This is a genomic window from Mucilaginibacter gotjawali, assembly GCF_002355435.1.
Classification (GTDB): Bacteria; Bacteroidota; Bacteroidia; order Sphingobacteriales; family Sphingobacteriaceae; genus Mucilaginibacter; species Mucilaginibacter gotjawali.
Map to the genome: position 1 here is coordinate 2,056,247 of NZ_AP017313.1, position 25,337 is coordinate 2,081,583.

Here is a 25,337-nt window from a genome sequence, read left to right on the forward strand (position 1 = left end):
ATCCTTTAATTGAGGGTAGGTGTAATGTTTTTTATAGTTTTGGTTCCGGCTTTAAAAAACAGAATGAGGCCTGTCGGCAGGCAGTGTGCCGAAATTGCCGGGTTTATCAGTCATATAAATCGTTAATGCTCCCCCGTTCATTAAATCGCTGTACCGGATAAAATCATGTGTGTACGGTTTGCCATTAAGGCTGATGGCCCCGATATAGATATGTCTGGTGCTGTTGTTTTTCACTACGATATGAAATTGTTTGCCTTTAGGCAGGCGTATAGTGGCTCTATTAATAGCCGGGCTGCCAAATACAAAAGTACCGTTGGCCGGGTTCACCTCGTAAATCCCAACCGAAGATAAAACATACCATGCGGACATTTGCCCCACGTCTTCGTTGCCGATAACACCATCGGGTTTGGTGGTATAAAAATTATCCATAATGTAACGCACTTTTTCGGCAGTCTTCCAGGGCTGGCCCGCGTAAGTATACAAGTATGCGATATGGTGGCTCGGCTCATTGCCATGCGCATACTGGCCTATCAATCCTGAAATATCAGGCGATGCCTCGCTTCCCAAATCGCCTTTGGCAATAAACAGCGAATCGAGCTTTTGGATAAATGGCTGATCGCCTCCCTGCAGGGCGATCAATCCTTCCACATCCTGCGGCACCAGCCAGGTATATTGCCAGGCATTGCCCTCGGTAAAATCGTCCTTCATATGCCGTGACACAAACGGACTGAAGGGGGTGCGCCACTCGGTTGCCGATAGTTTGCCGCGCATAAAGCCCGTTTGTTTGTCGAAGTAGTTGCGGTAATTCTGCCCCCGCTTGCTAAAATAATCATAGTCAGCGTTGTTGCCCATCTTTAGGGCCATTTGTGCAATGCACCAGTCGTTTATGGAATACTCAAGCCCCATCGCTACCGATTCAACGGTACTGTCGGCAGGGATATAGCCCAGCGCTTTCACATACTTAAGGCCCCTCATATCCTGCATCTGGGTATTCTTTACTGCCTCGTAGGCCAGCGTTGCATCAAAGCCCTTAAAGCCTTTTAAATAAGCATCCACAATAACAGGTACCGCACTGTTGCCCACCATGGTATTGGTTTCGTTGGCCATTAAATGCCAAACAGGTAACCTGCCCTGCTGTTTGTAAATGGCCAGCATGGTGTTTACAATATCATTTACACGCTCAGGCTGAATAATGGTGTACAATGGATTAGCCGCCCTGTAAGTGTCCCATAATGAAAAGGTAGTTAAATTGGCGAAAGAATGATCGTTGTGCACTTTTTTATCAGTACCCCAATATTCGCCATTAACGTCGTTAAAAACTGAGGGCGCAATCATGGTATGGTATAGCGCGGTATAGAATTTTTTAAGCTGAGATAAAGAGTCCGCTTTAATCTCAATTTTCTGTAGCTCTTTATTCCACGTATTATGGGCATCGGCAGCAACTTTATTAAAATCCCAGCCGGGTATTTCGCTGTTGATATTCAGCAATGCATTGGCTGAACTCACCGGCGACAAGCCAACCTTTATCAGTACTTTTTCGCCATTTTTCGTTGCAAAAGAAATCACCCCCTTAACTTTTTGCCCCTTAAGCATAATGCCCTGCTGTAAAGCAGTTGTATCGTACACGGCAAAATGTGCAATTGGTTTTGATAAAACGGCGGTAAAATAAATCCGCTGGTCATGCGCCCAGCCCCTCGAAAAGCGATAGCCTTCAATAGTGGTTTTATTGACTAATTTGATGAAAGTTTCTGTAGGTATATCTGCCACGCCTTCTTCAAGGTCGATAACGATGTGCGACTGATCGGATTGCGGGAAAGTATATTGGTGAAAGCCTGCCCGTTTGGTGGCCGTTAGTTTAACGCCGATATGATATCTTTTTAACTTTACACTATAGTATCCAGGTTTTACTATTTCGTCTTTACGACTGAATAGCGAAAAGTAGCCATTCCCGGGATCTGCTAAAGTTCCTTTGATTGTTTTAATTGGCCCTGTTGTTGGCATAAACGAAATATCGCCAAGATCGCCGATCCCGGTGCCGCTTAAATGAGTATGCTGAAAGCCTACAATGGTAGAATCGGATATATGATACCCCGAGCACCAGTCCCAGCCCTTTGACAAGTTGGTTGGCCCTAATTGTACAGCACCAAACGGAACATTGGCTCCCACAAAAACGTGACCGTGAAAGCCGGTACCAATATAAGGATCAACGTATTGGGTTAGATCAGTCGTTTTGTTTTTTTTATGATGGCTTGCCTGGCCAAATGCAAAACCGGTAAATGCCACAAATAAGACAGTGGCGGTAAATTTATTTATCATCTTTAGTTAATAGTCTATTGGTGCTTCTGTCGCGTTTGATGCGGTAATTTAACTCGTTTATTCGGCCACAGGGTATAATTTTCCAGCAGGCTCAACAGGTGCCCGGCCGGCTTTGTACCCCTTTACACTGTAATAAAGAATAAAAATATAGATCGGCACCAAGATCCAATAAGCTTGCTGCAGGCTTGTTTTATCAGCAATCCGCCCGTAGGCAAGGGGGATTAAGGCCCCTCCGGCAATAGCCATGATCATTAATGAAGAGCCGATTTTGGTGAATTTTCCCAACCCGATAATGGCCATTGGCCATATGGCGGGCCACATGAGTGAATTGGCAAGGCCGAGCAAAGCAATGAAAAATACCGAAAAATATCCTTTGGCAAAAAGTGCCCCCAAAGTAAAAATTACCCCTAATATGGCCGATACTTTTAAAGCAAATTGCTGTGTAAAATATTTTGGTATACAAAAAATACCAACCAGGTAGCCGGCAATCATTCCGATGAGGGTGCAGGTAGTAAAAAACTTGGCCGTAGAGAGTGGGATGCCCTGGCCGGCGCCGTAGTTGATAATTGAGTCGCCTGCAAGCACTTCCGCACCAACGTATAAAAACAAAGTTAATACCCCCAGTACCAGGTATGGAAATTGAAAAACGCTGGTTTTATGGGTATTGGCAATGGCAACAGTCTCGTCTTCATGATCGGTATCAATTTCGGGTAAACCAGAAAAGAAAATAAATACGGTAAGGAGTAACAGGATGACAACAATTACGATATAAGGGGGGATTACCCTGGAGGCAAGTTCATTAAGCTGCTGTGTTTTTTCGGCAATGGGCATGGTTTTGAGGCGTAGTTTGAGGTTATCGGCATCACCAAGCACAATGGAGCCAAGCACAATCGGCGCAATTGCCCCGGCTACTTTATTACAGATGCCCATAATGCTGATTCGCTTTGCTGCACTTTCAGGCGGGCCTAAAATAACGATGTAAGGGTTTGAGGCAGTTTGTAAAATAGCTAAACCGGTTCCCATCACAAATAAACCTAATAAAAACAATAAATAGGTGCGCTCAAGTGCCGCAGGAATAAAAATTAAAGCGCCCAGTGCCATGACAGCAAGCCCGATAGCCATGCCTTTTTTAAAACCAGTAACCTTTAATACCATGGCCGATGGTATGGCCATTACGAAGTAGGAGATATAGAACGCAAATGTTACAAAATAAGCCTGAAAATTATTGAGTTCGCAAGCTAATTTTAAATAGGGTATCAGCACAGAGTTCATCCAGGTTGCAAAACCAAAAATGAAAAACAGGATACCAATAATCACAATAGCTTTGGAGCTTTTATTTTGAGCCGTGGGTGGTTTTGGGGATGCGATAGTTGTCATTTAAATAGGGTTAATTTGTTTTAGTTTAATTGTTTAAAGATAGATGTTTTGTAAAATTGATCAGTTGTTATCGATCGGTAGGTATCTCTTGCTTACATTCCATCCGCTGACCTCTACCTGCAGGTCCTTTTGTGCAATACCTGGCTGGTAGTCAATAATTACCTTTTTTCGTTCACCGGGCAAAACGCTCACATAGTTATCGCTGTAAAAGGCAGGCAATAACCTTGTTTTGGTATCCGCATTTACCAGTGACAACCGGTTGAAAAATGCCAACGAATGGTTTTGGGTATTATCCAGCGTAACTTCAACCTGCCCCGGTTTAAAGTATTTGGCTTTAATCGCCAGATCGTTAAGCTTCATTTTTTGCAGTCCGGAGAAGTTTCCTTTTTGGTCGGGTATCCAGTACAGGTTTTCGGTGATCAGCTTTTTATCGGCATCAAGCAACTGCAGCGAAAGAAAAACGCCCTCTTTGGCGGCCATTTCATCAATGGTTTTTTTTATGGAGAAATATCTTTTGGTGGTGGTAGCCCCAATGTCAGCAAAAACCTGGGTGATGAGGCTATCTTTACCCGTCATATCGAAGGTTTTTACAACCAGCATCATGCTCCTTCGGGCTTTAAAGGTATTATTGGCTGCCATCACCATGCCATTAACCGGGTTGTACATAATGTGCAAAGGTGCACTGCCGTTATGCAGACCATAAAGGCAGGCGTTGGGGTCTAAATAGTAGTCATACATCTGGCCGCGCATGGCCGTCCATGGGTTTTGAGTCTTCCAGATGATGAAGCCGGTGTACCAGTCCCACATATGCGAAGTAAAACCTTCGGCCAGGCCGCGGTACTGGTCGTAGTTAACTAGTTGGGCCTTATTGCTAAAGTCTTCGGCGTTTTTTACTTTACCATACCGTGCAATGCTGGTATCATAACCAATGTACTTATGGTAATCCCAAACTTCGTCTGTTTTTGTTTTATGGGTATCCTCATCATAAACCGGTGGTGATAAATGACTGGTCGGAATAAACCGTTTAAGCGATTCATAATCACTTAAACCGACTGATCCAACCTCGGAGTTAAAAGGAAAAGTCCGGTGTTCCCAAAACACTGATAGTGGCTGGATACCATAAGGCCCGTCGCCATTATCACCAAGTGTATTATGCGACATGGCATCAGAATTGGAGTAATCTACAAACCAGCGGGTATTATCCAAACGGGGTAAAATACTATCGCGCAGCGGTACCAAAATATCTTCAGGCGGGGTAATCTCGTTGCCTCCGCACCAGATAGCCAGGGAAGCATGATTGCGAACCATTTTGATCTGATCCTCTGCCGAGCGCAGGAACAGGCCATGGTCATCGGGATATTTTCTCCGGGTCCATTGATCGTCCAGCTTCATGGGGTCCATCCAGCGTCCGTTGCAATCGCCTGATCCCCAAAGATCCTGGAAAACCAGGATGCCATATTTATCGCAGGCGTCGAAAAACTCAGGGCGTTCAATCATGGCGCCACCCCAAACCCTGATCAGGTTCAGGTTCATATCCCGGTGAAAGCGTACTTCAGCGTCGTAACGGGCGTCCGAAAGGCGCATCATCTCGTCAGAGATGATCCAGTTACCGCCTTTAATAAATATTTTTTGCCCGTTTACTTCTATCTGCCTGCTGCCCGTATGCTCGTTATATTCCGATTGCAGTTGCCTTACGCCAACTTTCAATGATTGCTGATTAGATAATTTATTGCCATTGGCGACGAAACTCACCTTTAAGTTGTAAAGGTTTTGAGGCCCGTAACCATTCGGCCACCAAAGCTTTGGGTTTTGGAGGGTAAAGTCGTTAAAGTTAACTTGTTGTGTGGATGAAGGTTTTAAAGTGACAGTTTTTGAAATGGTTTTTCCGTCCAGCTCGAACCTTAAAGTGCCCGATACCGGTGCGGTTGCTGCATTGTTCAACGTTGCAGAAACCTGTATGTTGGCCGGACTTTGGGGGCCATCAGGAAACCTTTGTCCCGGTACCAGGGTAATTACATGCGTGTCGCTGATGCGCACCGCGCCGGTTTTTTGTATGGTCACTTTGTCCCAGATCCCGGTGTTTCTGTCGCGTACGGGCTGGATCCAGTCCCAGCCGGCGGTATATTGCAAACCTACATTGCGGGCAATTGTGCCATCGCCGCCCTGGCCGCCGTTAGCATTGCCTAAAACGTCGGGCGGGTATACCAATATGGCCAGGCGATTGGCGCCATTTTTGGCTAAAAAAGAGGTGATATTATAGCTAAAGCGTAAAAACATGCCTTTTTGCAGGGTTTTATTCAGCTTATTGCCGTTAAGGAAAATGTCGCAGCTGTAATTTACCCCACGCAGGTTAAGATAAACCTGGCTGCCCTTTGTTGTTGGTGATTCGGTAAAATCCTTGATAAACCAATAGGTATAATAGGCTGCACCGGTTTTGTAGATATCAGGAATCTGTTCATTATTCATCCCGAAAAATGGGTCAGGGACTTTTTTGTTATTTAAAAGCGTAGTTAAAACAGTGCCGGGTACGGTAGCGGGCATCCAGTTTTTAGCATTAAAGTCAGGCTTGGAAAGTTCGTACCCTGATATTTTTACACTGCCTATATCAGCGCATTTCCAGCCTGAATTTAATTCATAGCTGCTTTGCGCGTAAAGGTTGCCGTTCAGGCAGATGGTAAATAAAAGAAGATAAAGTAAAAATTGCGGCTTGATCAGTTTAGTTGGCGACATTATATCAAATAGTAATGTGTCTGTTGTTTGTTAATTAATATTGAATTTTAAAAACTGCGGCTTGACTTAGCCCGTTATTGGTCTGCAAAGATGCAGGGATGTTTATGCTGATGCCATCTGCTGACGCAGTCCATTTCAGCTTTTTATCACTGCCTAAAAGACTTACCTTTTTAATTTTTGCGATGCCTTTCAAATGCAGCGCTATGTTTTGGGGGAGTTCAACCTTATCCTTTTCTGATAAAACGAATGCATAAATTGTATTGGCTTTTTTTGATTTGGTATAATAGATATTGGACTCGGAGTAGGGGGCTATTGAGGTGCTGTTATAGATACCCTCACCGTTTACTTTTATCCAATCGCCAATTTGTTTTAACCTGTCATACGCTACCGGATCCCAATCACCGTCAGGGCCGGGGCCGATATTCATCAATAAATTACCGCCGCGCGAAACGATTTTAACCAGTAATGTAACGATCTGGTTAGCCGATTTGTATTGATCACCGGGTACATAACTCCATGAATTTCCCATGGTAATGCAGCTTTCCCATGGATGGTCCAAAGGCTCATTTGGAACTTGTTGCTCAGGGGTAGTATAATTCTCATATTGACCTGTAACGGTTCGGTCAACGACAATCAATCCGGGTTGTTTGCTGCGCCCCATGGATGCGATGCGCGGCATATCAATATCCTGGTTAAAGGTAATGGTTCGCTGCCAGTCAACTGAACTGTCAATTGTGCTTTTTGGCCTAACCCAGCCGCCATCCAGCCACAGGATATCAACTTTTCCATAACCTGTCATTAGTTCCTGTATTTGGTTATAGGTATAATCCTTAAATTTCTGCCAGCGTTCGGGGTATTTTGCAGGGTCATAATTTACATTCCGGTCTTTTGGCGGGAAGTAGGGCCACCAGTAATTTTCTGAATGCCAGTCGGGCTTTGAAAAATAAGCGCCGATCATAAAATTTTCTTTCCTGAAAGCATTAAATATCTCGCTGGTAATATTACTTCGCGGATCTGATGAAAAAGGCGTTTTTGTGCTGGTTATTTTATAGTCGGTTTGTTTGGTATCAAACATGCAAAAACCGTCGTGGTGCTTGGTAGTAAAAACAACATACTTCATACCCGCGGCTTTAGCAGCCGCTACCCATTTTTCGGGGTGAAAGTTTTGCGGGTTAAAAGTAGTTTGCAGGTTTTCGTAGGCTTTTTTATACCCGTAATAATCGGCGGCATAGGGGCCTGTGCGTTGCGTCCATCCTTCGTCCTCCGGGCATATACTCCAGCTTTCTACCACCCCCATTGGCTGTACGTGCCCCAATGCATAAATAAACCAAATTTAAGGTCCTGCCATTTACCCAGCTTTTGCTGTACAAGCGTATCATCGGGAACTACATAGCTTTTTGACATTTGGTGCTGTTGCGCTACCACTATATGTAAGGGTAGTAGTAAAATAGAGAAAAGTAGTTTTTTCATGAACTAAAATTGCTGATTTTATAAATATGGGAATAAATATTTAATTATTGCAAGGGGCTTAGTGTATTGAGAACACGTAAGTGTGGATTTGCTGGCAGTGTTGAAGATATACATTACACGTAATTTTTTATAGAAAACATTTATTCAAGATAGATTATCGTCCTGTTCGCCTGGAAATAGCCCGTTAATAGGAAGAAAAGGCATTTTTAATACTGTAGGGACAATTTTTTTATTCGTTTTGCCTACACACAAAGTAATTTAATTTTGAATAACAGGGGTATATGTTTAATTTATTAAAGAATTTAAAATAAATATGAATTTTTGTTGCAAAGTTGTTACATTGCAACGGAATTATTGTTATTTTAACACTAAACTAATATTCTATTGAAAGTTATAAATAAACCGGATATTTTTAGCTTGTGGAAACAAATATGCTTTGACGACGACCTGAAATCGTTTGAATTGCTGTTCCATGCTTTGAATGCCAGGCTTATAAAGTTTTGCGTATTTTATATCAGGCAGAAAGAAGCGGCAGAAGAGATAGTGTCTGATGTGTTTGTAAAGTGCTGGGAGTCGCGAAAGAATCTGACTGGTATTGTCAATCCAGAAACCTACCTGTTTGTAGCTGTTAAAAACCAATCTTTCAATTACCTCAAAAAATATTCCAATATACATGTTGTCCAGATAGAGGAATCAAACGAGGTTGAATTTATAAATACTTTCGATCCTGCAAAGGAGCTTGAACGAAAGGAACTACATTTTTTGCTTGATCAGGCTATCGCTTCGCTACCACAACAGGCGTGTATTGTTTTCAGGTTGATTAAGGAAGACGGTATGAAATATAAAGAAGTGGCTGAAATATTAAATATTTCTCCCCGAACAGTTCAAACCCAACTTTTTAGGGCGATGAAAAAGCTAAGCGTTATTTTAGCTGCCCACCAGGTTTCTTCAAAATCAGCGGTAAATTCTTCCGTTCCCTCTCCATTGTTGGGCCTTTCCGTGTTTTTTATATTATTAAAAATATTTTTTATCGGCTTGTAGGCAATTTAGTGTTATTTATTGTCCTTGTGTTAAACGGGGATTCCAAATAACTAAATGATAAACGAAAGATTTATTGAGTTACTCACCAAAAAGCTTTCTGATGAAATTAACGAAAGCGAAGCAGATGAGTTAAAATATATACTGGTTAACGACGAGGAATGCCGGAATCAATACAATATTTTTAAGACTTACTGGGCTGAAGATCAGGAACAATATTCCAATAATGATTTGATGTTCCGCCGGATCAAAAGGAAGATTGGTGTAGTTGACGGCGATGAACCGGTAGCTGAAAAGAGTTTCAAAAAGACGTCCTGGTTTTGGAGAGGTATAGCTGCTGCATTACTTGCAGGAATATGTTTTGCTGCTTATTTCTATTCAAATTATTACCAATTTGTTACGCAGCCAAACCCGGTTGCAAAACTTGAAGTCGCAAAAACATCAAGCAGGGTAAAATCAAAAATCACCCTTAGCGATGGTACAGTAATTACCCTGAATTCTGAGACCACTTTAAGGTATCCGCCTGTTTTTAATGGTCAAACCCGCGAAGTTTATTTGAACGGCGAAGCGTTTTTTGACGTTTTTAAAGATCACAAACATCCCTTTATCGTGCATGCGGGCAAAATGAATGTAAGGGTACTTGGGACGGCGTTTAACATAAAATCCTATGCTAACGACACCCGTACCGAAACAACGCTGATCAGGGGGGCCATAGAAGTTACCATGGCCGACCGCCCGTCTGACAGGATCATTCTAAAGCCCAACGAAAAGTTGATTTTAAATAATACGAAAAACACAGTTATTGCAAAACGCGGGCCGGATAACAATTTAATTACCAGGCATACAGATACCGTATATACCAATTACGCATTAACCAACCTTACCCACCTCAAATCAAATGACACCACCGTGGTTGAAACGTCGTGGGTAAATAATAAACTTATTTTTAAAGATCAGGCATTTAACGAGATAGCCAACCAGATGGAACGCTGGTATGGTGTTAAAATAAAATTCAGAAATGAGAGTGTTAAAGATTACCGCTTTACTGGTGTTTTTGAAAATGAAAACGTTTTGCAGGCCCTTGATGCGCTTAAATTAATTGAAAGTTTTAATTACAAATATAAAGATGAAACAGTTTATATCTATTAACCCAATTAAATGTGTAAGCCTATGAAATAGAAGAAATTATACAAAAAAAAGCGGGAATTACCAATGGTAACCCCCGCAAAAGATGAACATCCGTTAGTTAATCACGCCAAATTCTCTGGAACAGAAAATGGCTATTTAATCAGTCACCTTTAATTAAGTAAAAGTATGAAATATTTTAAACACCTAAAGGGTGTTAAGGATAAATATTGGCTATATAAGTCCATATTAATAATGAAATTAACACTTATTTTAATAGTAGCATTTAGCCTGCAATCAGTAGCAAATGTTTATTCTCAACAAAAAGTCACTATCAATTTAAAATCTGCCGATTTTATGAAAGTGATTTCTGTTATTCAAAAACAAACCAACTATCATTTTGTATTAAGCGAACGCAAAATACCTGTAACAAAGAATTTATCGATCAACGTTGAAAATGAGAATGTAACTGAAGTGCTTAACCGTTTATTGGCTAATACAGGGTTTACTTATGTACAGCTTGATAACAACTTAATTGTTATTACTACTAAAAATGAGGTGGTAAGCAACAAAGTTGTAAGTGGTAAAGTAACCGATGAAAAGGGAGAGCCTTTGCCGGGAGTAACAATCAAACTGAAAGGGACCACCTTCGGCACCACTTCTGACATCAACGGTGCTTTTTCCATCAATGTACCTGATAATGCCATCCTGGTGTTTTCATTTATAGGGTACCAGGCACAGGAAGTAGCAGTAGGCGGAAAAACGTCTGTTACCGTTTCGCTTGTTCCTTCAAGCAAAGGCTTAAGTGAAGTTGTAGTTACGGCTCTTGGTATCAAAAAGGACGAAAAGAAACTGGGTTACTCAGTTACCACTGTTGGCGGCGACCTGTTAGATAAAGCCAAAGAAAGTAACGTTGCTTATTCATTAGAAGGCCGCGTTGCCGGTTTAAGCATCAGCGGAACCAACGGTGGCGCAGGGTCATCAGCGCGAATCTTATTGCGCGGTGTAACCAGCCTTACTGCTGGCCCTCCACTTTTTGTAATCAACGGCGTTCCGATGGATAACACGCAAAGAGGTCAGTCAGGCGAATGGGGCGGTGCTGATTATGGCGATGGTATTGCCAATATCAACCCCGACGACATTGAAACAATGACTGTTCTAAAGGGGCAATCAGCCTCGGCGCTTTATGGTACGAGAGCGGTTAATGGTGTTATTTTAATAACAACTAAATCGGGTAAGAAAAACTCAGGTTTTGGTGTTGAATATAATACCAACTATCAGTTTGATAAAGTAGTTGATAATACAGATTTTCAGACCACTTATGGCCAGGGCGAAAATGGTACAAAGCCTTCAAGTGTTGCTGAAGCCCTTAGTACCGGTAGTTTAGCATGGGGTGCAAAACTCGATGGCTCATCAGTAATACAATTTGATGGTAAAAGCTATGCCTACTCAAAAACCAGTGATGACTACACTAAGTTTTACAAAGTTGGTGGCACATTCACCAATACTGTTGCATTTACAGGTGGTAATGAGACAGGTGCTTTCAGGTTATCATTGTCAGATCTGAACAATAACGCTATTACACCAAACAGTGGACTTGACAGGAAGACATTTAACTTTAACGGATCGCAAACCGTTATAAAAAACCTGGATGTAAACCTTATTGCCAATTACATCATCGATAACGAAAAGAACCGTTCAGGCTTGAGTGATGGACCAGGTAATCCTAACAACGTACAGTTTTTAGCGCCTAACGAAGCCCAGAGTATCTTAAAGCCCGGATATGATTCAAATGGTAATGAAACATCGTTTACCAATGATATTTATGTAACTAACCCTTATTTTGCTGCCTATAAGTTTGTCACCAATACACAACGTGAACGTTTAATATCTTCATTATCAGCAAAATATAGCTTTACTCCCTGGGCATATCTTCAGGGTAGGGTGGGATATGATGATATTCATGATAACCGCTTATCAATTACACCTACAGGTACCGCTTACAACTCGGGGAACAATGGTAATATGCAGGTGCAAAATACCATCATTACTGAGTTTAATGCGGATGTATTAGCCGGTATAAAACACGATCTGGTTAAGAATTTCCTGAACCTTGATTTTTCTGCAGGTGGGAACATTCGTAAAAGCGATTATGAAGGCACTTATATCAATGCAAATAATTTTATTATACCGTATTTTTATGACTTGTCCAATGGTCAAACCAGAAGCGCCGGAAATGTTCAGCCAACAAAACAACAAGTCAATTCGGCTTATTATACTGCTGATTTTTCTATAAAAGACTTTTTGGTTATTGGTACTACCGGTCGTTATGATTATTACAGCAGTATCAGAAGCAGTGTAGGCCCCGGTATATTTACGCCATCGGTTTCCGCAAGCTTTATTTTTTCTGATTTGTTGCACATCAATGGCCTTGATTTTGGTAAGATCCGCGCTTCATATGCTAAAACCAGCGCAGGTGCACCACCATTCCAAAACCAGGTGTACTATAGCGTAGCCAATTCAATTAATGGCACAAATTCTGGCAGCATGAGCACTCAGTTGCCAAATTTGTTTTTAAAACCATATACACTTGGTGAATTTGAAATTGGTACCGAAATGAAGTTTTGGAATGACCGTTTTGGATTTGACGTAGCATACTTTGCTAAAAAATCCAAAAACGAGATCCTGGACGGAAATATTGATATCTCAACCGGATACTGGAATGCTTATGTGCCAACAGCATCAACCCAAAACAGAGGTATAGAAATTGAAGTACATGGTACCCCATTCAAATCAAAGGATTTTAGCTGGACACCTTCATTCAACTTTACGTACGTTAAAAATAAAATATTATCAACCGACCAATCGAATACCAATGTTGGCCTGGGAACCTATCGTCCGTTAAATGCGACAACTGCTTTCGTGGTAGGCTTGCCCGGTCCGCAAATTATGGCGAATGACTATAAACGGGACGCAAGTGGTAATATTATATTTGATGCAACAGGTAACGCAGAATCGACTGGCCGTATACCAATGGGAAGTGTAATACCGAAAATTTATGGTGGTTTAAATAACGAATTTAACTACAAGCGTCTTAGTTTATCGTTCCTGGCTGATTACCGTTTCGGTAATAAGGTATTATCTGCCACTAACTATTACGCAATTTATCGTGGTTTAGATAAAATGACCCTTGTTGGTCGTGAATCAGGTGTTGTGGGTGTTGGCGTAACCGAATCGGGCTCTCCAAATACTGTAAACGTACCTGCAGAAACTTATTATCAGAATTTAGCACGTAATATCTCTGCATTGAATGTTCTGGATGGTAGTTTCATCAAACTTCGCCAGGTAAGTTTCGGATATACTTTCCCGCACGAATTACTGAACGGAACACCATTTAATTCTATAACATTCTCGTTAGTAGGCCGGAATTTATGGACTATTATGAAACACACAAACAACATTGATCCTGAGTCAAATTTTGCTCCCGGTATAAATTATGCTGGTATCGAAGGTACAAGTGTACCTGCCGTAAGGACATATGGGTTTAATGTAAACTTCAAATTTAAAAAATAACGCAATGAAAAAACGACTTATATATAGTTTTCTGCTTTTTGGTGCGACATTTATAACAGGTTGTACTAAAAACTTCGATCAAATAAATACCGACCCAACTAAAGTAAGTGCGGAATTGTTTAACCCTAACTTTTTGATGGCCCAGGCACAAATTCAATTTTCTAATACAGGGTATGATCAATTGTTATATCAGAGCATGTGGTCTCAATCATTAGCATCCACTTACGATTATTATGGAAACGGTGATAAATACGTATACCGCGGCAGTGCACAGGATTATAAATCGCGTACCTGGAATACCAGCTACGGCGCCGCTACCCTGGTATATGAAATGAAAAACCTTGTTAAAGGCAATGCAGCATATAGCAACCTTGATAATTGCGGAAGTATTTTATTGGTGATGATGTTGCAGCGTGTTACCGATGCTTACGGTGATATTCCCTACTCACAGGCATTGCAGGCTAAAAGTGGCATAACTCAGCCGGTTTTTGACACACAGCAAAGTATTTATACATCTATGCTAAGCACTTTGGCCACTGCTACAGCGGCTTTGGATGCTTCTAAACCAGGCCCAACGTCCGATCTTTTCTATAAAGGTAATATTACACAATGGAAGAAACTTGGATATTCACTAATGCTTAAAGTTGCAATGCGTTTAACAAAAGTTGATCCTACTACTGCTCAAAAATATGCTGAAATGGCATATTCCGGAGGTGCAATGGCTTCAATAGCCGACGATGCCAAAGTTCAGGCAGACAATGGAAATGGTAACGGTAACAGCAATGCTGCTGCTTTATTGGTAACCGATGATTTCAGGGAAGTTCGCTGGTCTAATTCTTTGATTAGCTATATGCAATCAACAAATGACCCACGCATCAGCGCTGTAGCTGAAATTTCAGCAGGTACAGGAAAAACAGCCAATCAAACTGAAGCGCCGGGCATCAGCACTGCTTCACTGCAAATAGGCATGCCAAACGGATACGATTTGAATGGCGGAGCGACTGATATTTCCAAAGCGCCAAACTATCCGGGCGTGAGCCCTGCTGATCCATCGGTTTCAGGCGATGCTCCTGCTCCTGATGGAAAATATTCCCGCCCTCGTTTTGCCGTTTATGGTGATCGTAACGGGGTAAATATGTTGTTAACCTATGGCGAATCGGAATTGTTATTTGCCGAAGCAGCCAGCAGAGGTTGGAATACCGGCGTTGCAGCTACGCATTATGCAAATGCTTTAACCGCCGATATGGCTGAATTGGCTCAACTAAATGCTACTCCTACTGCTGTGGTTGCCGCATCGGATATTGCCGCTTATGTAGCAGCGCATCCATTAGTGGCAGCAACAGCGCTGGAACAAATAAATATGGAGTATTTTGTTGAAACATCCACAAGCTTTAACTTTAATGAAACTTGGGCCAACTGGAGGAGATCCGGGTACCCTGTTTTAACTCCTGTTGTTTATCCGTCACAATTTAGTACGGTTATACCGCGAAGAATGGAGTATCCCGTTACATTGCCTGCAACAAACGGCGTTAACTATGCTGCTGCTGTTGGCAAAATTACCGGAGGTGATCAATTCAGCTCCAGAGTATGGTGGGATAAATAATTTTCAATAATGTATTAATAACTAAAGGGGGATTTATAAAAGTCTCTCTTTAGTTATTTAATAATTTTAATCACTCTGGGTTTTTTCACATTTCCCTAATGCTCCGTATTAATTCCATATCCGTTAAAACCCCAAAACGATATTACAGTATTGCACTGGCGTTTGTTTGTTTTATTAATTGCGGTGCTGCTGCACAACAACCATTATTCAAACTTTTATCCCCAAAAGAAACCAATATTAAATTTAGTAATGATATTGATGAGACGGAATCACTCAACGTTTTATCTTATGAATATTTTTACAACGGCGGGGGCGTAGCTGTAGGTGATATAAATGATGATGGCCTGCAGGATTTAATGTTCACCGGCAATATGGGCTCAAATAAGCTGTATTTGAACCTGGGGCACATGAAGTTTAAGGACATTACAAAAGAGGCCTGTCCCGAATTGGAAGGAAGATCAGGCGGGTGGAAAACCGGGGTAACCATGGCGGACGTTAATGGCGATGGATTACTTGATATATACATTTGCTACTCCGGGAAAGTTGATGAGGCAACCCGCCGGAATCAATTGTTTATTAACCTGGGATCAGATAAAAACGGCGTCCCGCATTTTAAAGAAGAAGCTAAGGCCTATGGGCTTGATGACCCCGGTTATGGCACGCAGGCTGTTTTTTTGATTTTGATGGCGACGGCGATCTTGACATGTTCCTGCTGGACCACAACGTCAAAAAGATTGATAACATGGAGCTTGCCCGGTATAAAAGCCAGACTGACGAGCTTGCAAGCAATAAACTTTTCAGGAATGATAACGGCCATTTTACCGACGTATCAAAAACAGCCGGTATTGTTCAAAATCCGCTCACTTTTGGCCTTGGCGTTGCTATTGCCGATATTAATAATGACGGATGGCCTGACATTTATGTAACCAACGACTATAACGAACCAGATTATTTATATATCAATAATCACGACGGGACTTTTACCGAAAAATCGCAGCAGATGCTGCGGCATATGTCGCATTTTTCGATGGGTGTTGACATCGCCGATTTCAATAACGACGGCCTCAATGATATTTTATCATTGGATATGTTGCCGGAAGATAATCACCGGCAAAAATCACTTCAACTGGAAGAAAACTATGAGTCATTTGCATTGATGCAAAACCAGGGCTTGTATAAACAATATATGCGTAATATGCTGCAGCTGAATAATGGCGACGGCACATTCAGCGAAATAGGGCAATTAGCCGGGGTATCCAATACCGACTGGAGCTGGTGCCCGCTCATTGCTGATTTTGATAACGATGGCTATAAAGACATTTTTGTCAGCAACGGGTATTTAAGAGATTACACGAATAAAGATTTTTTGCGCTATTGGGGCGATTATAAAATAAAAAAGGCAATGGCTGCTGAACCATTCAGGTTGATGGACCTGGTTAACGCCATGCCATCAACATCTATACCGCACTATATTTTTCGTAATAATCATAACCTAACCTTTACCAACAAACAGGTGGAGTGGGGCCTGAGTCAGCCCGGCGTATCCAGCGGAGCGGTTTATGCTGACCTGGATAATGACGGCGACCTGGATCTTGTCATCAATAACATCAATCAACCGGCTTCTATTTACCAGAACATGAGCCGTGAAAATAACAATACCAATTACCTCGCTGTTAAATTGAAAGGGACAGGTAAAAACACAAATGCGATAGGGGCAAAGGTTTATGTTTACATACCTGGCAATATGCAATACCAGGAAGTAAATCCTAACCGGGGCTATTTGTCATGTGTTTCAACTACATTGAATTTTGGGTTAGGTGATAATAAAACAGTTGACTCTGTCAGGATTATCTGGCCCGATCAAACCACCCAAACCATGGCGTCGGTTAACGCAAACCAGTTATTAAACATTGCTTATCAAAGCGCTTTGAAACCGTATACGCCCGCAGTAGCCGTTAATAAACCGGTATTCAAACATGCGGACCCTGTTATTGATTTTAAGCCCGATGAAATAACGCTGAATGATTTTAAACGCCAATTGCTGATGCTGTTTATGTATTCAAAAACAGCGCCGGTAATTGCAAAAGCTGATGTGAATAAAGACAGACTGGAAGACTTGTTTGTAAGCGGTACGCAGGATAGCCCCGGTAAAATTTATCTTCAACAGCCCGGCGGTAAATTTCGTGAAGGCAGCATCGTTAGGGGAAGTACGGAAAATATCGGCACAACCGCAGCCGCTGTTTTTTTGATGCCAATGGTGATGGTTATCCCGACCTCTATATTGCAAAAGGCGGTTATTCGCTCTATGAACCCAATACCCCCGAACTAAAGGATGAATTATACCTGAACAATGGCAAAGGTGATTTTATATTATCACCCGGTGCGTTACCTGTGCTTAATGCCTGCAGCAAATCATGTGTAAAACCCTGTGACTTTGACGGGGATGGCGATATTGATCTTTTTGTAGGTGGCAGGGTAATCCCCGGTAAATACCCGCTGGCTCCAAATAGCTATTTATTAATTAATGACGGAAAGGGGCATTTTAAAGTTGATAGTACTTCTTTCGGTAAATTAGGCATGGTAACCGATGCCCAATGGATCGACCTGAATAATGATGGACGAAAAGACCTGGTGCTTTGCGGTGAATTTATGCCCATCACCATATTTATAAATACCCCCGAAGGTTTTAAGGATAAAACGAGCGATTATTTTGATACCCCGCAAAAAGGATTTTGGTTTAAGCTGGCTGTTGCTGATGTAAATGGTGATGGTAAACCTGATTTAATCGCCGGTAACCTGGGGCTCAACTCCCAGATACATGCATCAGACAAGGAACCCGCCGAATTGTATTTTGCCGACTTTGATAACAACGGCTCAATCGATCCATTTTTTAATTTTTATGTGCAGGGGAGAAGTTACCCTTTTGTAAGCCGCGACGAATTAAACGAGCAGATGTATTCCATGCGCCGGAAGTTTTCGTCGTACAAGGCTTATGCTGATGCAACTATTAATGATATTTTTAGTCCTGACGAGTTAAGCAAAGCGGGGAAATTAGTGGCCAATGAAACGAAGACTACACTGTTTATCAATCAAAACGGCAAGTTTATCGCGACCCCATTACCCGTCGAGGCGCAGTTTTCCCCGGTAACGCAGATATTGATAGGTGATTTTGATCACGACGGGCATATGGATATCCTTTTATTAGGTAACCACTCGGACAACCGGCTTAAACTGGGCAGTATGGATGCTAATTATGGTTGCTTGTTAAAGGGCGATGGTAAAGGCGGATTTGAATATGTTAGTCAGCCTTCATCCGGTTTGTCGGTTATCGGCGATGTTAAATCCTCTGTCGAAATAAATATCAATAATATTCCTTATTTGCTGATCGGTTTAAGCGACGCTCCGCTGCTTTTTTATAAAGAATGATGAAATATTTAAAGAAACTTATTTACCTGTTTTTTTTGCCGGTTGCTCATTGTTGTTTTGCTCAGCAGGAAAAGCCTTTCGCTGATTATTTACAGCCCGACCATGCCATTAATGCGGTAACGATGGTAATGATCCATGATGTGGCGAGTCCGCCGGCAGCGGCACGATATTACGCCTATTGTATGATGGGGGCCTATAATATCGTTCGGCAACATGATAAAACTATCCCGGAGATGCAAAGTTTACTGAAAAGTTATAAGCCCGACGGCGGGTTAGATTCGGTAAGTTATAAATATGACTACCGCGTTGCTGCTTATTACAGCATCCTGGAAACCGCAAGGCAATTGCTTCCCTCCGGTTTCATGCTTAAAGATGACGAAGATAATTTTATTGATCTGTTGCAAAAAACGGGGATGGCTCAGGCGGTTATTGATAACTCGGTAAAAGCGGCAAAACTAGCTACAGTAGCCACCGTTAATTTTTCAAAAATGGATCACTATAATAAACTCAGCACGCTTAAAAGGTACACGCCGTTAAAGGGCGATGCTTACTGGTACCCCACGCCTCCGGGTTATTTTGAAGCCGTTGAGCCAAACTGGAAAACCGTTCGCACAATGATCATTGATTCTGCCGGACAATTTAAACCTACAGGGTTAACTCCTTTCAGCAAGGATAGCACATCCACGTTCTATGCGCACGCCAAGGATGTTTACGACATCTCCAAACATTTAACCACCGAGCAAATTGATATAGCGCTTTTTTGGGATTGCAACCCCTTTGCTATTACCAGTTCGGGCCACATGATGATCGGCTATAAAAAGATAAGTCCCGGCGGGCATTGGATGTACATCACTGGCCTGGCCTGCAAGCAGGCCCGCTTAAGTTTCGACCGCTCGGTAATGATATTAACCATAGAAGGGTGTACCCTCAACGATGCTTTTATCAGTTGCTGGGACGAAAAATATCGCAGCAACCGCATCCGGCCCGAGACATTTATTAACAAGTATATCGATGTAAACTGGCGACCGGTTTTACAAACGCCGCCTTTCCCTGAATACACCAGCGGGCACTCCGTTGTTTCAAATGCCTCTGCCGAATTGCTCACCTATTTTTTTGGTGATAATTTTGCTTATAACGACGATACCGAGATTCCGTTTGGAAGCGGACAACGGGCTTTTAAATCTTTCAGGCAGGCAGCAGACGAAGCGTCCATTTCCAGGTTTTACGGCGGCATTCATTATATGGAAAGTATAGACAGCGGCGTAGTGGAAGGCAAAATGGTTGCCGCGGATATTATCTCAAAAATTAAAAAAGCAGGTATCCTGCCTCAATCAGCAAGGTAATTCTGAAAGTAAAGTAACCATTGGTCACAAAAAAGCTTTGGGCGGTGAGGTAGTCAGGGGCTTAGTTGAGGAGCGGTCCCGGTTGTGCCGGGACTTCCTTATTTATGTTGAAATATTTCTTTCAACCCAAAAAATCTTCGTTTGATGTCAATCATCATCCTTGCCGGTTAGTCTCGCAGGGTAAGCCTGTTTGCCTTTAGCTGCATACCATAAAATACGGTTGAGCAGGTCATCTTTGCCACCATCAACATGATCAAACTCCGGCCTTAACGATGCCCTGGCAAAATAGAGCGCTTTCCCATTAAGCACTGCAAGTTTTGGGTTGATTTGATCGAGCGCGATGTGATTGGGCACCGCCTGGTAGGTGAAATTTGATGGCTGGTCAGTAAAACAATTAAACATGGGCAGGGCAGTCGCATCAATTATATTCATCGGCGGTATACCCAAAATTTGTTCAATTGACCGCACCACACAGGTTTGATTATAATTTGTCGATACTGTTTTTTGCAAACGACTATATGGGCTAACGACAAACCCTGTGGTGCGATACGCCGATACATGGTCCCAGCCCGCTTGTGAATCATCTTCGGTTACAAAGATCACGGTGTTTTTCCAGAACTTGCTTTTGGTAACGGCTTCGATGATCCGGCCGAGGGCAAGGTCATTGTCGGCCACCATAGCTTCCGGCTTTGGGAAGCCGGGGCGTGTGCCTTCAGTATGGTCGAGCGAGAGGGCCATTACCATTAGTTCAGGCAGTTCGTCGCCGGGTTTTTGCTCGTATTCCTTCAATTCTTTTATGAAGGCCGATGCCCTGATCTGGTCAGTGATTTTCAGTTCATCAGAGCCGGGGTAGTTTTGCGACAGTATCGGCCTCACCCGCGAAATAGTGCTGGTGTTATAAAACTTAAAAGGCAAACCAGCCTGGTAATTGGCGTAAATATTTGACCAGGTTAAGCTTTCATCATAATTGGGTTTCGACGCCTCGCCGTAAATCCTGACCGTCTTGCCATGGTCTGCCGCATTGTTCCAGATAAAGCCATTGGCATCATAAACCAGCGCGTCTTCCTGCACGTGCGGGTAGCTGCGGAACCAGGCCCTGACATTCTTTTCAACATAATCTGTCACCATAGCGGCATCCGTCCATTGGTGCCCTTCTGCCGAACATTTTCCCGATGCATAATAGTTATCCAGCAACAAAAAGTTTTTAGCCAGTTGGTGCTGGTTAGGCGTAATGCTATCGCCATAAATACATAACGACGGCGCCCCATTTCCCTGCGTCATATCGCCTAAAACCTGGTCGTAGGTGCGGTTTTCTTTAATGATGTAAAGTACATGCTTAAATACCGATGGCTCGCCAATGCGTTCGGGAATAGGTTTTGGGGTGATGTTTTTGCGCGGCACCAGTTGGGCTATTTCTTCCCTGAAAGTTAAGTTGAGCGCTTTTACCTTGTCGGTATATTGCTTCAAAAGCGCCTGGCCGGGGATAGGGATAATGGATACGGTAGCCAGTTCATGATGCGAGTTATAAGCCGTTACATCAGCCGGTACATCCTTCGCTTTAAATTCCTTTGTGCTTACCCGCGAGCCTTCGCCCTCCAGGTTGGTTACAAACAAGGTGTTCCCATCAACCAGCAGTCCGCCGGGATAGGCTTCAGTTGGTATAAAGCCTTTGATTGTAGTTTTTCCCGAGCCTTTTACCGATGAATTAGCCCCCAGTTTAATTACCGCTACCGCATTATCAAGCCCGTTGGCCACATAAAGTGTGGTTCCGTAGGCATTGATGGCAAGTGCATTGGGCGAATCGCCGATATAGCCTTTTTGCCCGGGGATCAACCGAACCGGGATATTTTCCACTACCTGCAATGCGGCAACCGATATCACCGAAACATTATCGCTATTGGCATTGGCCACATATAAAAAGCGACCGTCTTTGGATGGGATGATCACATTCGGGTGCAGGCCAACCGCAATTTCTTTCACCATGTCCCCGGTAGCCGGGTCAATAACTTGTACACTGCCGGTAGCGGTGGCGCCGGTTTTTGGGTCGGTATAAGTGCTGCCGTAGGGTACGCCAGCGGTTTCTTTACCCGCCGTGTCTGTTGGCATAGGGCCGCCCCAGTTGGTGATGAACAGTTGGTTGCCAACCGGTGCAATGCCATAAGGGGCAACCCCGGTAGGTTTGGTCCATACGGTATTATTTGTGCTCAGGTTGATTTTTACGATCTGGTTATTGCCGTTTAATACCACATACAGGTAGTCCTTATAATTTTCGGTACGGATCAGCAGCTCATTAGGCAGGGCCAGGGGTGAGGGCGCGGCAGGCTTAAAGGCGAAGGCATTTTTAATGCTGATCTTCTTGCCTTCCCATACGGCCTGCATCACGTACGATTGATGGTTATCCCCGTTGGCCGCGCTCCAGAAGATCTGGGTTTCTGTGCCCGTTGTCCAGGTTTTTATGCCCGAATAGGTGCTCATCAGCCCTTTATATTGCTTGTCATCGGTATAGGTCCATTTGGCAATTACCTTGTTTTGTGTGGTATCAATCAGGGTAATGCCGTAACGGTCTTCCACGGCTAATACCGTTGTCTGCGGGATCAGCTTAACATCCAGGCTATGGTTTTCTACCTTCGGGTCGCCAAAGCGGACTACCTTGCCCGCCGGATCAATCAGCCGGTTATAGGGCATCATTACCGGCAGTATTTTATTGGTTAAAGTGCTGTCGTCATAAGCGCTGTGCATATTGGTTTGCTCCTGGTCGCCGGATAAGCCGTTCTTTTTGGCCGGGCTGCAGGCGACAATACACGCAGCCAGTAAAACAGCACCAAGGGCCGAAAATGGGTTTGTTTTCATACTATACAGAATGCGTTAAAGATAAAACTTTAGTGTTAACTGATGATGTTCGCCTATCAATTTGTTACTTCAGGACACAACATGCCTGAACAGGCCGAGAATACTTTTTAGCCCTGAAAGGGCGACAATACCCCAGCATAGGTCGAAGGCCTATGCTGAAAGGGCGATAATACCCCAGCATAGTTCGAAGGCCTATGACCCGAATAATGGAGAAATTATTTTGAAGCCCTGAAAGGGCGAAATATCGGATTGCCTTTTTGTTATGTGCATGGGTTGCATGGTGGTGCGATGGGCTATACCCATCGTTAACGTATTTTGCCCTTTCAGGGCTGAAGAACAGAAACAGGCAATGTGGTTTACTTAACACAGATACATTTTTTACCAATCGTTATTTCACTGTGGATCCGCTCATTTTGTAGCGTGCGCTACAAGTGCTACAATCTGCTACAAAGCGCTATAAAACTGAATATCAATATTTTAACTACTGACAAGATTTTGTCACTGACAAAATCTTGTCAGTAGTTTTACCGGCACTACGGCCTCGTATAACCAAAATGCCGGGCGGAACCTTAAAAAACGATATTAGCCGGCACATGCGGAAAATTCAGTAAGGGCTGGACGCATAGGTTCGGTGCATGAATATTGCATAGCAGGGCGAATGCCGTAAGTGCCGGGTAAAATTTTTTATTTACTCAAAGAGTCCTGGCAAAGTACTCCTGCATCTTATTACATATCGAGGCTGTGCTGCCGTCAATCCATTTTGTGGATATATTTAAATCATCGGTTCCATCAACCATCGCAAAGGTTATGGCAGAATAGTATCGCCCATAATCTTTTGAAATCTCTACTACATCTTTCCAATAAATAGTTGTTCCCGACAGATAGTGTTGCAATTTTTCTTCGTCGAGTTCTAAGGTAATTCGACCTTGAAGCATAGGGATAAAACACCATTTAACAAAGGCAATTAAACTCGCCAAAATTAATATCAGGGGAACGCATAGATACAGCCACTCTTCCGTTGTGTTAAGAAAGGAGATGCCGATGTATAATATGAACACGAGTAAGCCAGAAAAAAGCATAGTACCCGACCATGCAACGAACTTGCTAAAGCCAAAGGTTGTAGGTTTCATTTAATATAAAAATAAATCAAATATAATGTTCACGTTGCAGAAATACAATCATCACCCGCCCGCCGTGGAGCAGGCTAGGCGTAACAACGTTGTATAGCAGGACGAATCCCCCGCCCGCTAAAAATCATTTATTTTTTAAGTAGTATGCTTAAATTGTTGTGCGGCAAGGTAGTATTCATGGAAAGACAGAGGAGGTTTGCCTAACTTAAAACAGTTAAATAATCGTAAACACCTCTTTCTTTTAATATTTGTTTATACGCGATGACAATGTCATTTGTCTTATTGAAATTTGTCAACCTTGTTGCAATAATCTCTGTGCTTAAATGTTGAAACCGTTCTTTCAACTCATTAAGATGTTTAATATTACGTTGAGTTTTATTTGTTTTCATAAAGTGATGCCAAGATACAATGTCAGTGGGAAAATAAGCGATGCATGAAGTTAAATGAAAAAACTGATTCAGGCGCTAGTTTATGCATAGGCAAAAGCGGATAGGGAACTGGTCTCCACCGACAGGTAGCCGTATAAATCCTTTTCTTCTTGACAATTCCAATTTTTAAATCCTAATTTTATCTCATGAACCAGGAACTTTTTGAATCTGTAGATAAATACATCAGCGACCTTTTTGGTTATGAAGATGATGTGTTAAAAGGCGCCATCAAATCGATGGAGGAAGCCAATATTCCGGCCATCAGCGTATCGGCCAACCAGGGTAAATTTTTGCAGCTGATCGCCAGGATGAATGGCGCAAAAAGGATATTGGAGCTGGGCACTTTGGGTGGTTACAGCACCATCTGGCTCGGCCGGGCGCTGCCTTACGACGGCTACCTGCTCACGCTGGAACTGGAGCAGGCTCACGCCGATGTGGCCCTGCAAAATATCATCAAAGCAGGTTTGGACGAAATTGTTGAAATAAAGGTAGGCCCCGCGCTGGAGCTGCTGCCCCAACTGGTAGCCGGCGGCGAAGAGCCATTCGACATGATCTTTATCGACGCCGATAAACAACCCTATGCCGAATATTTTGAATGGGCGCTAAAACTGTCCAAACCGGGCACGGTAATTATTGCCGATAACGTGATCCGCGAAGGGCTGGTGCTGGATGATAACTGTACCGATGAACGCGTCATCGGTGTAAAAAGATTTAACAAAGCCCTGGCCGAAAACAAGCGCGTTTCTGCAACTATTTTTCAAACCATCGGGACGAAGGAGCATGATGGTATGGCAATAGCAGTGGTAAATTCATAGTATCAACACAGTATTTTTTCATTGAAACCCTCTGCGTTTGCTTTCATCCGGAGACGCTCCTCCGCTCAATTGCCGCGGAGGCTGTTACTTTTGGCTTGATCCAAAAGTAACCA

At 42.9% G+C, this 25,337-nt stretch carries 15 protein-coding genes and 1 pseudogene; 9 read left to right on the top strand and 7 right to left on the bottom strand.

Annotation, left to right across the window (positions count from 1 at the left end; all coding sequences use genetic code 11):
- Nucleotides 1-51: 51 nt before the first annotated feature.
- Genes MgSA37_RS09500 through MgSA37_RS29380 form a run of 5 tightly spaced genes read right to left on the bottom strand, consistent with a single transcriptional unit; the run spans nt 52 to nt 7,893 of the window.
- Nucleotides 52-2,316 (bottom strand): GH92 family glycosyl hydrolase, encoded by a 2,265-nt coding sequence (locus MgSA37_RS09500; RefSeq protein ID WP_096351485.1) that lies wholly within the window; start codon nt 2,314-2,316, stop codon nt 52-54.
- A 57-nt stretch (nt 2,317-2,373) separates the two neighbouring features.
- Nucleotides 2,374-3,693 (bottom strand): sugar MFS transporter, encoded by a 1,320-nt coding sequence (locus tag MgSA37_RS09505; RefSeq protein WP_096351486.1) that lies wholly within the window; start codon nt 3,691-3,693, stop codon nt 2,374-2,376.
- Nucleotides 3,694-3,753: 60 nt separating this feature from the next.
- Nucleotides 3,754-6,423, bottom strand: coding sequence for a glycoside hydrolase family 2 protein (locus MgSA37_RS09510; protein WP_096351488.1), 2,670 nt, complete (start codon nt 6,421-6,423; stop codon nt 3,754-3,756).
- Nucleotides 6,424-6,457: 34 nt separating this feature from the next.
- Nucleotides 6,458-7,720 (bottom strand): alpha-L-fucosidase, encoded by a 1,263-nt coding sequence (locus MgSA37_RS09515; protein WP_262497469.1) that lies wholly within the window; start codon nt 7,718-7,720, stop codon nt 6,458-6,460.
- Entirely contained in the window at nt 7,708-7,893 is a 186-nt protein-coding gene (locus MgSA37_RS29380; RefSeq protein ID WP_262497470.1) for an alpha-L-fucosidase, read from the bottom strand. The genes MgSA37_RS09515 and MgSA37_RS29380 overlap by 13 nt, the downstream gene beginning before the upstream one ends.
- Before the next feature lie 384 nt (nt 7,894-8,277).
- On the opposite strand from MgSA37_RS29380, the gene MgSA37_RS09520 reads away from it, so the two are divergent.
- The 8 genes and pseudogenes from MgSA37_RS09520 (at nt 8,278) to MgSA37_RS09545 (ending at nt 20,001) form a co-directional block, all read left to right on the top strand.
- Complete coding sequence (locus tag MgSA37_RS09520) at nt 8,278-8,934, top strand: RNA polymerase sigma-70 factor (protein ID WP_157750515.1); 657 nt, start codon at nt 8,278-8,280, stop codon at nt 8,932-8,934.
- A gap of 54 nt (nt 8,935-8,988) precedes the next feature.
- Entirely contained in the window at nt 8,989-10,080 is a 1,092-nt protein-coding gene (locus MgSA37_RS09525; RefSeq protein WP_096351491.1) for a FecR family protein, read from the top strand.
- A gap of 231 nt (nt 10,081-10,311) precedes the next feature.
- Nucleotides 10,312-13,629: a SusC/RagA family TonB-linked outer membrane protein gene (locus tag MgSA37_RS09530; RefSeq protein WP_172885306.1), complete on the top strand. Its 3,318-nt coding sequence runs from the start codon at nt 10,312-10,314 to the stop codon at nt 13,627-13,629.
- A 4-nt stretch (nt 13,630-13,633) separates the two neighbouring features.
- Complete coding sequence (locus MgSA37_RS09535) at nt 13,634-15,232, top strand: SusD/RagB family nutrient-binding outer membrane lipoprotein (RefSeq protein WP_096351494.1); 1,599 nt, start codon at nt 13,634-13,636, stop codon at nt 15,230-15,232.
- 98 nt (nt 15,233-15,330) lie between these two features.
- Nucleotides 15,331-15,747 (top strand): annotated as a pseudogene (locus tag MgSA37_RS29715) (FG-GAP repeat domain-containing protein); the annotation flags it as partial.
- A 227-nt stretch (nt 15,748-15,974) separates the two neighbouring features.
- Nucleotides 15,975-17,561, top strand: coding sequence for a CRTAC1 family protein (locus tag MgSA37_RS28770; RefSeq protein WP_394365401.1), 1,587 nt, complete (start codon nt 15,975-15,977; stop codon nt 17,559-17,561).
- Nucleotides 17,513-18,658: an FG-GAP repeat domain-containing protein gene (locus MgSA37_RS28775; RefSeq protein ID WP_232010875.1), complete on the top strand. Its 1,146-nt coding sequence runs from the start codon at nt 17,513-17,515 to the stop codon at nt 18,656-18,658. The genes MgSA37_RS28770 and MgSA37_RS28775 overlap by 49 nt, the downstream gene beginning before the upstream one ends.
- Nucleotides 18,655-20,001, top strand: a complete 1,347-nt coding sequence (locus MgSA37_RS09545; protein WP_096351495.1) for a vanadium-dependent haloperoxidase — start codon at nt 18,655-18,657, stop codon at nt 19,999-20,001. The genes MgSA37_RS28775 and MgSA37_RS09545 overlap by 4 nt, the downstream gene beginning before the upstream one ends.
- Before the next feature lie 147 nt (nt 20,002-20,148).
- Here the strand turns inward: MgSA37_RS09545 and MgSA37_RS09550 are convergent, their stop codons facing one another.
- Complete coding sequence (locus MgSA37_RS09550; RefSeq protein ID WP_096351497.1) at nt 20,149-22,851, bottom strand: bifunctional YncE family protein/alkaline phosphatase family protein; 2,703 nt, start codon at nt 22,849-22,851, stop codon at nt 20,149-20,151.
- A gap of 692 nt (nt 22,852-23,543) precedes the next feature.
- Complete coding sequence (locus MgSA37_RS09555) at nt 23,544-23,981, bottom strand: hypothetical protein (protein ID WP_096351498.1); 438 nt, start codon at nt 23,979-23,981, stop codon at nt 23,544-23,546.
- Between the two features lie 574 nt (nt 23,982-24,555).
- Here MgSA37_RS09555 and MgSA37_RS09565 point away from each other — a divergent pair.
- Nucleotides 24,556-25,224 carry an O-methyltransferase gene (locus tag MgSA37_RS09565; protein ID WP_096351501.1) on the top strand — a complete coding sequence of 223 codons (669 nt, stop codon included), beginning with the start codon at nt 24,556-24,558 and terminating at the stop codon, nt 25,222-25,224.
- Nucleotides 25,225-25,337 lie beyond the last annotated feature (113 nt).

Bases quoted from the DNA above. Each gene is read 5' to 3' on its own strand.
- MgSA37_RS09500 (WP_096351485.1), bottom strand. From the start codon at position 2,316: ATGATAAATAAATTTACCGCCACTGTCTTATTTGTGGCATTTACCGGT.
- MgSA37_RS09505 (WP_096351486.1), bottom strand. From the start codon at position 3,693: ATGACAACTATCGCATCCCCAAAACCACCCACGGCTCAAAATAAAAGC.
- MgSA37_RS09510 (WP_096351488.1), bottom strand. From the start codon at position 6,423: ATGTCGCCAACTAAACTGATCAAGCCGCAATTTTTACTTTATCTTCTT.
- MgSA37_RS09515 (WP_262497469.1), bottom strand. From the start codon at position 7,720: ATGGGGGTGGTAGAAAGCTGGAGTATATGCCCGGAGGACGAAGGATGG.
- MgSA37_RS29380 (WP_262497470.1), bottom strand. From the start codon at position 7,893: ATGAAAAAACTACTTTTCTCTATTTTACTACTACCCTTACATATAGTG.
- MgSA37_RS09525 (WP_096351491.1), top strand. From the start codon at position 8,989: ATGATAAACGAAAGATTTATTGAGTTACTCACCAAAAAGCTTTCTGAT.
- MgSA37_RS09530 (WP_172885306.1), top strand. From the start codon at position 10,312: ATGAAATTAACACTTATTTTAATAGTAGCATTTAGCCTGCAATCAGTA.
- MgSA37_RS09535 (WP_096351494.1), top strand. From the start codon at position 13,634: ATGAAAAAACGACTTATATATAGTTTTCTGCTTTTTGGTGCGACATTT.
- MgSA37_RS28770 (WP_394365401.1), top strand. From the start codon at position 15,975: ATGGAGCTTGCCCGGTATAAAAGCCAGACTGACGAGCTTGCAAGCAAT.
- MgSA37_RS09545 (WP_096351495.1), top strand. From the start codon at position 18,655: ATGATGAAATATTTAAAGAAACTTATTTACCTGTTTTTTTTGCCGGTT.
- MgSA37_RS09550 (WP_096351497.1), bottom strand. From the start codon at position 22,851: ATGAAAACAAACCCATTTTCGGCCCTTGGTGCTGTTTTACTGGCTGCG.
- MgSA37_RS09555 (WP_096351498.1), bottom strand. From the start codon at position 23,981: ATGAAACCTACAACCTTTGGCTTTAGCAAGTTCGTTGCATGGTCGGGT.
- MgSA37_RS09565 (WP_096351501.1), top strand. From the start codon at position 24,556: ATGAACCAGGAACTTTTTGAATCTGTAGATAAATACATCAGCGACCTT.